Source organism: Paralcaligenes sp. KSB-10 (assembly GCF_021266465.1).
Taxonomy (GTDB): domain Bacteria; phylum Pseudomonadota; class Gammaproteobacteria; order Burkholderiales; family Burkholderiaceae_B.
The window spans coordinates 4,321,933-4,334,650 of record NZ_CP089848.1; the positions used below are offsets into that span (position 1 = coordinate 4,321,933).

Annotated in this window: 14 protein-coding genes; 7 read left to right on the forward strand and 7 right to left on the reverse strand. The window is 58.5% G+C overall.

Going from position 1 to position 12,718, the window contains the following annotated elements:
* The first annotated feature begins 30 nt into the window (after positions 1-30).
* Both LSG25_RS19780 and LSG25_RS19785 read left to right on the forward strand, forming a co-directional pair.
* A complete protein-coding gene (locus tag LSG25_RS19780; protein ID WP_232742573.1) occupies positions 31-255 on the forward strand; it encodes a biotin/lipoyl-binding carrier protein in 225 nt (74 codons plus the stop codon).
* Between the two features lie 15 nt (positions 256-270).
* A complete protein-coding gene (locus LSG25_RS19785) occupies positions 271-1,629 on the forward strand; it encodes an acetyl/propionyl/methylcrotonyl-CoA carboxylase subunit alpha (RefSeq protein WP_232742574.1) in 1,359 nt (452 codons plus the stop codon).
* Positions 1,630-1,934: 305 nt separating this feature from the next.
* Here the strand turns inward: LSG25_RS19785 and LSG25_RS19790 are convergent, their stop codons facing one another.
* Positions 1,935-2,900, reverse strand: a complete 966-nt coding sequence (locus LSG25_RS19790; RefSeq protein WP_232742575.1) for a LysR family transcriptional regulator — start codon at positions 2,898-2,900, stop codon at positions 1,935-1,937.
* A 185-nt stretch (positions 2,901-3,085) separates the two neighbouring features.
* Between LSG25_RS19790 and LSG25_RS19795 the strand changes: the two genes are divergently transcribed.
* From LSG25_RS19795 to LSG25_RS19810, 4 genes are read left to right on the forward strand one after another with little or no spacing between them, the layout of a single operon-like run.
* On the forward strand, positions 3,086-3,901 hold the full coding sequence (locus tag LSG25_RS19795; RefSeq protein ID WP_232742576.1) for an ABC transporter substrate-binding protein: 816 nt from the start codon (positions 3,086-3,088) through the stop codon (positions 3,899-3,901).
* 19 nt (positions 3,902-3,920) lie between these two features.
* Positions 3,921-4,652: an amino acid ABC transporter permease gene (locus LSG25_RS19800; protein WP_232742577.1), complete on the forward strand. Its 732-nt coding sequence runs from the start codon at positions 3,921-3,923 to the stop codon at positions 4,650-4,652.
* A complete protein-coding gene (locus LSG25_RS19805) occupies positions 4,649-5,395 on the forward strand; it encodes an amino acid ABC transporter ATP-binding protein (protein WP_232742578.1) in 747 nt (248 codons plus the stop codon). Before LSG25_RS19800 ends, LSG25_RS19805 begins: the two co-directional genes overlap by 4 nt.
* A gap of 14 nt (positions 5,396-5,409) precedes the next feature.
* The gene (locus LSG25_RS19810) at positions 5,410-6,780 is read left to right on the forward strand and encodes a lyase family protein (RefSeq protein ID WP_232742579.1); all 1,371 of its coding nucleotides are present in this window, start codon (positions 5,410-5,412) and stop codon (positions 6,778-6,780) included.
* Positions 6,781-6,811: 31 nt separating this feature from the next.
* On the opposite strand, the gene arsB is transcribed toward LSG25_RS19810, so the two are convergent.
* The 5 genes from arsB to LSG25_RS19835 form a co-directional block, all read right to left on the reverse strand.
* Positions 6,812-7,903, reverse strand: coding sequence for an ACR3 family arsenite efflux transporter (gene arsB / locus LSG25_RS19815; RefSeq protein WP_232742580.1), 1,092 nt, complete (start codon positions 7,901-7,903; stop codon positions 6,812-6,814).
* Entirely contained in the window at positions 7,900-8,412 is a 513-nt protein-coding gene (locus LSG25_RS19820) for an arsenate reductase ArsC (protein ID WP_232742581.1), read from the reverse strand. Before LSG25_RS19820 ends, arsB begins: the two co-directional genes overlap by 4 nt.
* Before the next feature lie 166 nt (positions 8,413-8,578).
* The gene (locus LSG25_RS19825; RefSeq protein WP_232742582.1) at positions 8,579-8,914 is read right to left on the reverse strand and encodes a helix-turn-helix transcriptional regulator; all 336 of its coding nucleotides are present in this window, start codon (positions 8,912-8,914) and stop codon (positions 8,579-8,581) included.
* A gap of 173 nt (positions 8,915-9,087) precedes the next feature.
* The gene (locus LSG25_RS19830) at positions 9,088-9,393 is read right to left on the reverse strand and encodes a hypothetical protein (RefSeq protein ID WP_232742583.1); all 306 of its coding nucleotides are present in this window, start codon (positions 9,391-9,393) and stop codon (positions 9,088-9,090) included.
* A 97-nt stretch (positions 9,394-9,490) separates the two neighbouring features.
* A complete protein-coding gene (locus LSG25_RS19835) occupies positions 9,491-10,129 on the reverse strand; it encodes an FMN-binding negative transcriptional regulator (protein ID WP_232742584.1) in 639 nt (212 codons plus the stop codon).
* A 133-nt stretch (positions 10,130-10,262) separates the two neighbouring features.
* Here LSG25_RS19835 and LSG25_RS19840 point away from each other — a divergent pair, with 133 nt between their 5' ends.
* A complete protein-coding gene (locus tag LSG25_RS19840) occupies positions 10,263-11,780 on the forward strand; it encodes a PLP-dependent aminotransferase family protein (protein ID WP_232742585.1) in 1,518 nt (505 codons plus the stop codon).
* 115 nt (positions 11,781-11,895) lie between these two features.
* On the opposite strand, the gene LSG25_RS19845 is transcribed toward LSG25_RS19840, so the two are convergent.
* Positions 11,896-12,714: an enoyl-CoA hydratase gene (locus LSG25_RS19845; protein ID WP_232742586.1), complete on the reverse strand. Its 819-nt coding sequence runs from the start codon at positions 12,712-12,714 to the stop codon at positions 11,896-11,898.
* Positions 12,715-12,718: the final 4 nt, after the last annotated feature.

The window sequence follows — 12,718 nt, forward strand, 5'->3', positions numbered from 1 at the left end:
ATACAACAAAGCATTTCTTAAGGAATAAACATGGTTCAGGAAATCAATTCGGAAATCACCGGCTCAATGTGGAAGGTGTTGTGCAAGGTTAATCAACGTGTTGCCAAGGGTGATGAAATTTTCATCGTCGAGTCCATGAAAATGGAAATACCCGTATTGGCCGAAGAGGATGGCTTAATTGTTGAAATACTGGTAAATGAAGGCCAAACAATAACCGAAGGCCAACTGATGGCACGTGTTGAGCCGAACAAATAACCAGGAGAGGTCAACTTGTATTCCAAAGTTTTGGTAGCGAATCGAGGCGCAATTGCTTCGAAACTCATAAGGGTATTGCGCGGCATGGGCATAAGCTCTGTCGCGGTTTACTCGGATGCTGACAAAGATCTTCCCTACATATCGATGGCCGACGAGGCATATCATCTCGGCGGGCCTGCTCCACGGGATAGTTATTTGAATCAGGAGGCGCTTCTGAATGTGGCTCGTACTGCGCGTGTAGATGCCATCCATCCTGGTTATGGTTTTTTGTCGGAAGACGATTCATTCGCACGCAAAGTGGTTGAGGCTGGCTTTGCCTTTATCGGACCAAGCCCCAAGTGGATCGAACTGATGGGGGACAAGACGAAAGCGCGTGAATATATGCGGTCCCGTGGCATGCCAATGTCCCGGAGTTCCCCTGTATTCTCTACGCCCGGGCAGGATGCATTGGATGCTGCACGTTCAATTGGCTATCCCGTACTGATAAAGCCAGCTCACGGCGGGGGCGGTATTGGTATGGTCGCCGTTCATGAGGAAGCGCAATTATTGAAAGGGCTTGTACAGGCGCAGTCTGTTTCGCAACGCAGCTTCGGCAACTCGGATATATATTTGGAGTCCCTTTTTCCATGTCCGCGCCATATTGAATTTCAAGTCCTTGCTGATCGATACGGCAATGCAATGCATCTCTTTGAGCGTGACTGCTCCATACAGCGTCGTCATCAAAAAATAATAGAAGAGGCCTTCGCCCCAAACGTGTCAAGGGACGAAATCAGCAATATTGCGAAGGGGATAGCCGATATCTTCAATGAAATCGGCTATGACGTCATTGGCACTGTTGAGATGCTTAGAGATCAGAGCGGGCGTTTCCAGTTCCTGGAGGTTAATGCGCGACTCCAAGTCGAGCATGCAGTGACGGAAGCCATAACGGGTGTCAATCTCATTGAAGCCCAGATTCGTCTGTCTTCTGGCGCCAAATTAAAGGATGTCATCCCCGAGCCGGTGACGCCGAAAGGACACGCCATTGAGCTTCGCTTATATGCTGAAGACCCTGTCAAATTTTTCCCCTCGGTAGGTACGCTTCAAAAATTCTCGATACCTAAAATGAATAATGTAGAGATTGAAACAGGATATCAAGAAGGCAGTGTTGTATCGCCGTATTACGACCCGCTTCTCGCAAAGATAATTGGCCGCGGCGAGACCCGGGAAGAAACCATCGCAACACTGATTGAGGCAACTCAATGTATCGAAATACAAGGGATCAAATCGAATCTCAGTTTTCTCGAACGAATCTTGAAATCAGAGGAATTCTGTTCCGGCACAATTCACACCGGATTTGTGGATGATTTCAGAAAGCGCTGCACAGTTAATGCTTGACGTCATCTTTGCCGGTTCAAGCGTTTTAGCATTCTGGTGGATGTGACCGATAAGTAGTGCTCCAATGCTTTTTCCTGGATAGCGTCCGCTCCTTGCGGATTTCGGTCATCCTAGATATTCGATGGGATCAGTATGGGAGAGCTGGGTAACTCTATTGCTACGTTCACGGCACAAGAACAAAATTCCAAATTGAATGACACGTCGGCACCTAATTGAAATACGCATTTTTTAGCTAGCCCATTGATTTCACAGGAGGCGTGATTTCAATTCGAAATGAAATTCGACACCAGCCTGGTTTCGTCATGTCAGATCACGCCATTCGCCCCGGCACCGCCCGTCCACAGCGGTACAACAGCGTCCGCATTCTCGACTGAGCGCGCCCTGAAGGCCTCGACGCTGCGGCGTACGCAGTCCAGGAAGGCGCTCGCATTGTCGCTGGGCGGCTGGCGCAACTGGTGGATGTAGCCGAACAGGATCCAGCGTGCGGGCACCAGCGGGCGGATCACCAGGCCGCGCAGATCGATGGCCTGGGCGCACAAACGATCGAGGATGGCCACCCCGGCACCCTCGCGCACCAGTTGGCAGGCCATCAATGACGACCGTGTCTCGATCGCGTATTCGGGCCTGGCCCCGCCGGAGCGCAGGAAGTCGTCCACTTGCTGGCGCCAGGGTTGCCCGGGCCACAAACCCAGCAGGGGCTCGGCCGCCAGATCCGCGGCCGTCAGCGACGGCTTGTCGGCGAGCGGATGCGTCTCCGGCAGCAAGGCCTCCATTCGCACCTGGAATAGCGGATGGTTCTCGATTTCGACGAAAGGGTGGCTCACCGGCAGGGAGATGATGCCAAGATCGTACAGGCGCGTGCCCATCTGCGCCTCAATGCCGAAACGCGACTGTTCGTCGACCGAGGCGCGGATGCCTGGATGTTCGCGGGAAAAGAGCGCTAGGGCGGGCGCGACGATGCCGCGGCCGATGCGCGGCGCCGTCACCAGCCGCAGCCGGCCCTTGGCCTCGGTGCGGATGGCGGCCGCGATGCGCGGAATTTCGTCGAACCCGGCCAGGATATGCTCGGCCTCGCGGTAGAACGCCTGGCCCTGCGCCGTCAGCTGCAGGCGCCTGCGCGAGCGATGAAACAACTGTAGCCGGATTTCGGCTTCCAATAAGGAGATCAGGCGGCTGGCGGCGGGAGGGCTGAGATTCATGGCCTCGGCGGCCGCCGCGAGCGAGCCTTCGCTGACCACCAGACGAAAAATGCGTAGCGCTCGGATGTTCACTACTGTTGGCCTTTTTTGATAAGTAATTGTTAGATATGGGATTTTATCCGACTGTTCCGAATTTTAAAACTATACGTCGATCAATTCATATTATTCGACGATCTCACCCCATTACACTGTTTCGATTGAAGCAAAGCGCTGATGCCGTCCAGCTTTGCCAAACAACAAATCACAAGGAGACGACTATGACATGGATGCGCATCTTCGCGGCTTGGGCTCTTGCGCTGGCGGCCTGCATACAGGCGCCTGCGGCAGTGGCGGGCCCCCTCGAACTCATTACGCCGGGCCTGCTGAAGGTGGCCTATCGTACGGACGACAAGCCCGTCTCTTTCCTTCAGGACGGCAAGCCCACCGGATTCATGGTGGAGTTGATGAATGCGGTTGCCGGCCGCATGGGCCTGAAGGTGACTTACATCTCGACGACTTTCGCCGCCATGGTGCCGGCGGTCAGAAACCATCAATACGACACCGCAGCCTTCGGCGTGCTGGTGACCGCGAAGCGCCAGGCGGTCGTGAACTTCTCCACCGCGGTCGGCTACGGCCAGGCGCAGTTGGTGAGCCGCAAGAGCGCGCCGCTGGCCACGCTGAAAGACGCCGCCGGCAAGACGGTCGCGATCACCACCGGCAGCGCCTTGATCCCCTTGCTGCAAAAGATTGCGCCGAAGGTGTCGATCAAGGAATTTCCCAACATCGCGTCAAGCACGAACGCCTTAAGGGCCGGGCAGGTGGATGGCCTGTTCACCGGCAATGCCACGGCGGAACGTGTCATCACGCAGCACCCTGAACTGACGGCAACGGAAACCGTCGAGAGCGACGCCAATGGAATACCGATAGCCAAGGATCGCCCCGAGCTGCTGGCCGCGTTTAACAAGGCCCTTGCGTCGGTGATGACCGACGGTACCTATGGCAAGCTGTTCGCGAAGTGGAATCCGTCGGGGGTGCGTATTCCCGAACGTATGTTCACCGACTATCCTGGCATGCCCCGGCCTGCAGTTAAATAATAAAGCCGCCGAGTACACCATGCTTCACGGACTGCACCAGATCTTTTCAACTTTTTTCGATCCGACCCTGATCTTCAATGCGATGCCGCAGCTGCTCGCGGTCGGTCTGCCGAACACACTGTTTCTGTCGGTGTTCGCCAGTGCTATCGGGATCACGCTGGCGCTATTGGTGGCGGTCGGCCTGTTGTCGGAGCAGCGTTGGGTACGCCTGCCGTGCCGCGCGTATGTCGACGTTCTGCGGGGGCTGCCGCATATTCTCACCGTCTACCTGATCGGGCAGGGCCTGCCGCTTGCCGGCCTGAGTATCTTCGGAGGCAACACATACGGCTATGCGGCGCTGGCGATCGGACTCATCGAGAGCGCCTATTTCGCCGAGATCTTCCGTGCCGGCTTCCAGGGTGTCGAGCGTGGGCAGGTCGAAGCGGCGCGCAGCACTGGCATGACCAAGCTCCAGACCATGTGCTACATCATTATCCCGCAAGGCGCGCGGCGCGTGTTGCCGCCACTCACCGGCCAGTTCATTCTGGTCATCAAGGCCACGTCGCTTGTGTTTCTGCTGGGCCTGACGGCATCGCAGCGCGAGATGTTCGCACTGGCGCAGGACGGCGCGATCAATAACGCCAACCTGTCGCCGTTGACGGCCGCGGGCCTGATTTATCTCGCCCTGACGATTCCTACAACCTACGCAATCAACGCCTGGGACCGCCGGCTTCGCGGCGGCCGCACAATCCGACCGATTGGATCCGAATGAACATGCATCCACGCGGCACCCGTGTCCGCCTAGAACACGTGAGCAAGTCGTACGGGCACGTCGCCGTGCTGCACGACATCGATCTTGAAGCACCCGGTGGCATGACGACCTGCATCGTCGGCCCGTCCGGTTCGGGCAAGTCCACGCTGTTGCGCTGCGCCAACCTGATGGAGCGCCCGCAAGCCGGCCGCATCTTGCTGGACGACCTCGACATCACCGCGCCCGGCGTCGATATCGACAAGGTACGCACGCGAATCGGTATGGTGTTCCAGCATTTTCATCTGTTCTCGCACCTCAGTGTGCTCGACAACGTCAGCCTCGCCCTGCGCAAGGTGCGCGCCATGAAAAGAGATCAGGCAGAGGAGATCGCGCGCGCCAAGCTGCTGGCGGTTGGTCTGAACGGATTCGAGGCGCGCCGCCCCGAGGACCTTTCCGGCGGACAGCAGCAACGCGTGGCCATTGCGCGTTCGCTCGCGATGGAGCCCGAGGTGATGCTGTTCGACGAAGCCACCTCCGCGCTCGACCCCGAGCTCGTCAAGGGGGTGCTCGCTGTCATGCGCGACCTTGCCCGGGCCGGCATGACCATGATCGTGGTGACGCACGAGATGCGCTTCGCGCGCGAGGTCGCCGGCCAGGTAGTGTTCATGGACGGCGGGCACATCCTCGAGCAGGGGCCGCCGGACAAATTCTTCGACCACCCGAGCCATCCGCGTTTGCGCCATTTTCTGGAGCAGGTTCTCTGACCTGTGACACCCCCATGACATGTACTTCTGCCGTCGTGCGACCGTCGACCGCCGACATCCAAAACCTGTTCGCCCAGCGCAGCCACTGGCAGTCCTGGCTCGAGATCGAGGCCGTGCTTGCCGAAACCCAGGCCGGCCTCGGCATGATTCCGCCGAGCGCGGCGCAAGAGATCGGACGCAAGGCGAACTTCGAGCACATCGACGCGACCGCGCTGGCGGCCGACATAGGCCGCACCCGGGCCCCCATCGTGTCGCTCGTGCGAGCGCTGGCGCGGGCCTGTGAAGGCGATGCGGGCGGCTACGTGCATTGGGGCGCAACCACGCAGAACGTGATGCTGACCGCGCGCACCTTGCTGATGCGCCGGGCGCACGAGGCCTTCATGACGAAGTTGGGCGACGTGCTGTTCAAACTGGCGGACCTGGCGGAGCTCGGCACCGACATGCTCACGGCCGGGCGCACCAACTTCCGCCATGGCTTGCCAATTACCTTCGGCTTCAAGGCGGCCGCATGGATCGAAGAGTTCCTGCGCCACCGGCAACGCTTCGAGGGCGCCGAATCGCGTGTCTTCGCCTCGCTGTGGGGCGGCGCCCTGGGCGCCATGCACGCGTCCGGCGACCAGGGTGCGGAACTGAACCGCCGCCTGTCGGCACGTCTGGGCCTGACACCGCTCGCGGTGCCCTCGCGGGCAGGCACCGACTACATCGCGGAGTACATCCTGCTGCTCGCGCTGTTCAGCGCAACCTGCTCCAAGATCGCCAGGGACCTGTACATCCTGATGGCCGACGAAATCGGCGAAGTCTACGAAAATCAGGGCGATGAGGTTATCGGCTCCAGCACGATGCCCAACAAGGTCAATCCGAAGGTGGTGGTCGGTGTGATCGCGCTGGCGGCCCGCTTGCGCGCCTTGACGCCGCTGGCGCTGGAAGCGATGCAACCCACGCATGAAGGAGACGCAGCCAACAACCAGATGCTGTACACGCTCATCGACCAGGCGTGCCCCCTGGCCTACGAGCTGGTCTGCGCCATGGACGAGCTGCTGACCTGCCTGGAGTTGGAACCGGATAATATGCGCCGGAACGTGGCGTTTTCGGGCCAGGCCATGGCTGCGGAAAACGCAATGATGATCCTCGCTCCCGCGCTCGGGCGGACGCAGGCCTATGAGCGGGTCAAGCATGCGATCGCCGAGACGGCGCGGCGCGGCGTCCTTTTGGCCGACCTGTTGCTGGAAGACGCGTCGGTTCGCGGCGCGGTCGACGAGGCGGCCCTTCGCGCGGCCCTGGACCCGGCCGCGTACACGGGCTGCAGCGCAGAGATGGCGCGAACCATGGCCGCCGCCGCGCGCAGCGCCGCCGCCGCACTGACTGCGCGTTGCGGCCCGGATTGATTGCTCAGAACGCCACTCGAACAACGGCCGGTCAGCCCGACCGGCGTTCCGCTAGCGCGCTCTTTGCTTCATACCAATGGCGTGAGCGATTGAAGACGCCAACCAGGGCTAGCATGATCGGCACTTCAATGAGCACGCCGACCACGGTAGCGAGCGCGGCACCGGATTGAAAACCGAACAGACTAATAGCCGTGGCCACAGCCAGCTCGAAGAAATTGCTGGCGCCGATCAGGGCGGATGGGCCCGCAACACAATGGGCCACGCCAAATCGGCGGTTCAGGTAATAAGCCAGGCTCGAATTCAGCACGACCTGAATCAGGATCGGGACCGCCAGCAATAGTATGATCAGCGGCTTTTCAACGATGGCGTTACCCTGGAAGCTGAACAGCAGAACAAGCGTGGCCAGAAGCGCGACAATGGAGTACGGGCCCAAGGCGCCGACCATGTGCCGATACGTCGCCTCGCCTCTGGCAAGCAACACCTTGCGTATGGCCTGAGCGATTAAGACCGGAACAATGATGTAAAGCGCTACGGAGGCGATGAGCGTATTCCATGGCACCGAAATCGAGGATAGCCCGAGCAACAGTGCAACGACAGGCGCAAACGCCACGATCATGATGGCATCGTTCAACGCTACTTGCGATAGTGTGAAATACGGATCGCCCTTGCACAGCTGTGACCAGACAAACACCATTGCGGTGCAGGGCGCGGCAGCCAGCAGAATCAGCCCCGCCACGTAACTGTCGAGCTGATCGGCAGGTAGCCAGCCGGCAAACAAATGACGCACGAAAATCCAGGCCAGCAGCGCCATCGAAAAGGGCTTCACCAGCCAGTTTACAAATAGTGTTACTCCCATGCCGCGCCAGTGGCTTGCCACCTGACCCATTGCGCCGAAATCAATCTTGATCAGCATAGGGATGATCATGACCCAGATCAGCAGACATACCGGCAAATTGACTTGCGCCACCTCTAGCGCGGCGATGCCTTGAAACACGCCTGGCATCGACTGGCCTGACAAAATACCGGCAACGATACACAGGACCACCCAAACAGTAAGGTAGCGCTCAAAGAAACTAATGCCGCCGCCCTGCGATACGGTGGGGACTTGTGCTATTGAATTCATTCCTGGGGTTCCACGGGCTGTTGGCCGATTGCCCGCATCTCCTTCTGGATGGCGTTACGATCAAGAACATGCAGCGGCAGGTTCACAAACTGACTGACGCGAGCCATGATCTGTCGAAATACCTTGTTGAAAAACTTGCGTTTTTCTTCGTCACTGCCTTCAAACGCGGCAGGATCCTCAAATCCCCAATGCGCCGTCATGGGCGCCCCTGGCCAGATGGGGCATGTTTCTCCTGCTGCCTGATCGCAAACCGTAATGACAAAATCCATTTTGGGCGCATCGGGCGCCGCAAACTCCCCCCAGCTTTTGCTGCGCAGGTTCGAGACGTCGTAGCCAATCGCCTCGCATCGCTCGACAGCAAAGAGATTGACCTTGCCCGTGGGGTGGCTGCCCGCGCTATAGGCGCGAAAACGCCCTTTGCCAAGGGCATTAAAAAGCGCTTCGGCCATAACGCTGCGGGCCGAGTTACCGGTGCAAAGCACCAACACATTGAAGGTTTTGTCAGGCATGATCGAATACTGGTTTGAGGTCAGGGAGGTGTTGGTTCATCAGTTTCTGGCAGCAAGATGAACCGGGCTCACCGCACGACGATATTGTTTTTGGCGGCGTCGCCAAAGAGCCTGATGCAGGTGCTTGCCGGCAGATCGGCTACAGCGACATGGACATGAGCGCGTTTCATGATGAGGACTCCACGATGGTGCCACAGTTGCTTATTGGAGAGCACGGGTTGCCGCCGCAGCAGTTCTCCGTAAGGTAGCCAAGCAGCTCATTCATCGTCTGGTAGCGCGTCGAGTAAATGATGGACCGCCCGTCCTGACGACTGGCGAGCAATCCCGCCCGGTGCAGTTCCTTCAGATGAAATGACAATGATGAGGCGGGTATGCCCATCAACTCGGCGATACGGCCCGCGGGCAAGCCCTCTGGCCCTGCTTGCACCAGAGTGCGAAAGACCGACAGGCGAACTGAATGGGCCAGGGCGGCAAGCGCCTCGATAGCGTTATTCGTTTCCATAATTCGAATATAGTCGAATTATGGAATATTTGCAATCAAAGGCTGGATAACCCACCGATTTCACAAGGGGCGTGATGTCAATTCGAATGAGCGTCGACATGCATCCCGATCCGCCTCATTGGTGCATTTCGATCACCTTCCACCCGTTTCCCGAGGGGTCGCGGCAGCGACCGCTAACGGCTCCGCCAGGACTGGCTCTGCTGGATATCGCGACTGCGGGCGCCCGATTGCGGCATATAACGCAAAGTCGCTACCCAGAACGCCAGCGCCAGGCCGCTCACACAAGCGCCCAGCAGAGTGACTCCATGCCTGCCGAATACCGCATAGGCCGCGAACATCAGCAATGCGATTACGCCGCGAACGGGCGCGTGATTGGCCTGGGCGCGACGAGCGTGAAGAAAATTCCGTGAAGGCGCTATGTCGACGGCCATGGCGGCGGGGAGATAGCTAAGGTCCAATTTCCACACCGTCACGATCATGGACTGCGCCACCCCGGGCAAGGAATGACATGGTGTGGGTGTCTTTCGGGTCAGTGTCGGCTGAGCTGTGAGGTTCAGTTATAAATAGGTAGGAAATTCATGGCGACTTGGCGTCGGCACAAATCAGCATGGCATTGCCAATTATAAGATCACCTTGGGCCTTGAGCGCCTCGCCGGCGCCGCGTATGTCGCGAACCTCCTTGTTTTGGCTTAGTTTCGACTTGCCAACAAGGCGGGTGATTTGGATTTCCAGACCCACGATGGCCTTGAGCATCGTGTCAATGTACTCCTTGGAGCTGTCCGTCATTTTCCATGGCGCCGGCTGTGACGCCTCATGGGTTCGGGTCAGGCGGGCAACCAGGCCGCGCACGAACTGCTCGTCGTCGCGGATGGTGATGCGTCCGTGGGCGTGGGCCACGATGTAATTCCAGGTGGGTACCTGCTTGTGGAATTCATGCTTGGATGGATACCAATTGGGCGAAACATAGGCATCGGCGGCCCGAAAGACCACCAGTACCTCATCGCCATCGGATACGTCCTCCCACACGGAGTTGGCGCGTGCCACATGAGCATTCAACACACCCCTGTCACCCTGCTGAGGGTTGAGTTCAAAGGGAATATGGTTGGCAGCCAGTCCACTTGCGCCGTGCGTGATCAGTGTTCCAAAAGGATGTTGCCTGATGAGGTCATGCAGCACTTCCGCACGAGGCTCATCGAAATGGGTGGGTACATACATATCAGTTCTCCCGGACTTCACATTGATTGAAATGCTTGTGCTTTTGCAAGCAGTTGTCTGGCGTGGATTATCGCTATTTTTCTGGATTACTATATAGATCCACAATCGATAAATTTAAGTAGACCAGAATCGTATGCCGCGACATCCCCAAGCTGTGGATTTGCCGCCCATTGGCGGCCTGGACCGTAAAAGCGGGCATCTTGGCCGCCAATTGACGCACGCTTTGCGCGAGGCAATACATTCGGGCAACTTGAAGCCTGGCGATCTTCTGCCTTCGACCCGCCGGCTAGCCCAGGCGCTCGATATCGCGCGCGGCACTGTCCTGGAGGCGTACGAACAACTGATCGCCGAGGGATTTTTCGACGCACAACCAAGGGCAGGCACCCGGGTCGCTTCTTCATTGACCCCATCTCGGTCCGCCGCCGGCGGTTCGCAAAAGCCGATGGCAAACGCGACACCCACTGCGCTTCCCGCGCCTGCCGTCGCCTTCGCCAAAGTCGCGGAGCAATTCAAGCCGCTCCCGCCGGTACCCTTTGCTGTTTCGGTTCCCACAGGCCCGGCGGCGCCCGATGAAACGTGGCGACGACTGGGCAACCGCATCCGCGCCCGAGGGCCGGGCGCGCCCTCGGGCTATGATGATCCTCAAGGTGTCAAGGCCCTCCGGGAAGCTGTGGCTGGGTATGTACGGAGGTCGCGTTCAGTGCACTGCGGTGCTGAGCAAGTCATCATCACGACGGGGACCCAGCAAGGGTTGTATGTCGCCTGCCAAGTGCTACTGGGCGCTACCGACGTCGCCTGGGTGGAAGACCCTGCCTATCGTGGCATAACGGCGATTCTCGAAAGCATAGGGCGACAGGATCGCGTGGTGCGCGTTCCCGTCGACGATGCCGGGATTAACGTCGAGGCGGGCGTGGCAATGGCAAAGCAGGCGTGTGCTGCATTCGTCACCCCTTCGCATCAATACCCCCTGGGAATGCCGATGAGCATGGGGCGCAGGAATGCGCTGCTGGCTTGGGCGAGCGAGAGCGGCGCCTGGATTGTGGAGGACGACTACGACAGCGAGCTGCGCTATGCCGGCCATCCGTTTCCTTCACTGCAAGGGCTTGCACCGGATCGCGTCGTCTACCTCGGCACCTTCAGCAAGATCCTGTTTCCGTCGCTGCGCCTTGGCTATGCCATCGTTCCGGACGCTTTGGTGCCCGCCTTCTGCGGTGCGCGTGTGTTGATGGACAGGCATACGCCAAGCGCTGACCAACATGTCCTTGCCGCTTTCATCACCGAAGGCTATCTAGATCGGCATATCCGACGCATTCGCGGTGTGTACGCCGACCGGCGAAGCCAGTTGTTAGGGATGCTCGGTCGATGGATTCCCAAGGATCTTGGATGGCTGCAGCCTAGCGATCAGGGTATGCACCTGGTGCTCTGGCTCGCGCGCGGTATCGATGACGTCCTGCTGGCGTCACGCGCAGTGGAGGCCGGGGTGGCTGTGCGTGCCGTGTCTCCAATGTATTCGACAGGCAATGGCCGCTCAGGCCTGGTGCTTGGCTTAGGTGGATTCAGCAATGAGCAGATGGAGGCAGCGGTTCGGATCCTTGCTGCAATCATCACGTCGATGAGAAAGGCCGAGCCGCGCATACAGGCTGCTTCGTGACTGCCTCTTCCAATGAGGCTCCATACCATGCTCTCCCAAAGCCGAAGGCACCGAGGCTCCTCGAATTCCTGATCGGAACGGAGAATGACAATGCGATTACCGATAGGTCTGCCAACTATCGGCCGGTAAAATTGGCCGGCCGGCGTTCAATGAAGTGGCTGACACCTTCTTTAAAATCAGCGCTTTGGAGGCTATCGAACATCTCGTGGTTCGCCAAGGCAATCGCTTCCGACAACGATTGAAACGGTGCGGTAGACAACTGTTGCTTCATCACTCGTACAGAACGCGGAGACACGTTCATTGCAATGTCATTGGCATAGGAAATGACTTCGTCCATGAGGTGTTCGGCAGGTATTACCCGGTCCACCAAGCGCATCTGCAAGGCTTCTTCAATACCAACCTTGCGTGCCGAAAACAATAAGTCGGCGGCGTTTCCCGGCCCCACTACGCGTGGCAGTATCCATGCGATGCCGTGTTCGGCGATCAGGCCGCGCTTGGCAAATGCAGTCGAGAACACAGCCTTGTCGCTGGCAAAGCGCATATCGCTGTATAAGGCGAATATCAATCCCAAGCCCGCGGCCGCCCCGTTTATGGCGCATATCACGGGTTTTGCTATTGCCGGGAAATAGGCATAGCGACTCTGATAGTCGGGCCGGCGATTCATGTTGTACGGGCGCATCCATTCCGCGGCCTGAATATCGTCCGGCGGCAGCACTTCGAGTTCGTCAATGTCCATGCCGGCGCAAAATGCGCGCCCTTTACCTGTCAATACAATGGCGCGGACAGCGGCATCTTTGTCGAGCCGTTCGAATACTGCGCGCAACTCAGCTTCCATGACTTTGGTCAGGGCATTCATCTTTTCCGGCCGAGACAGCGTAACAATCGCCACGTGCTGATCGGTCCCGGCGAAAGTCAGTTCGATTTGTGTATACATAACG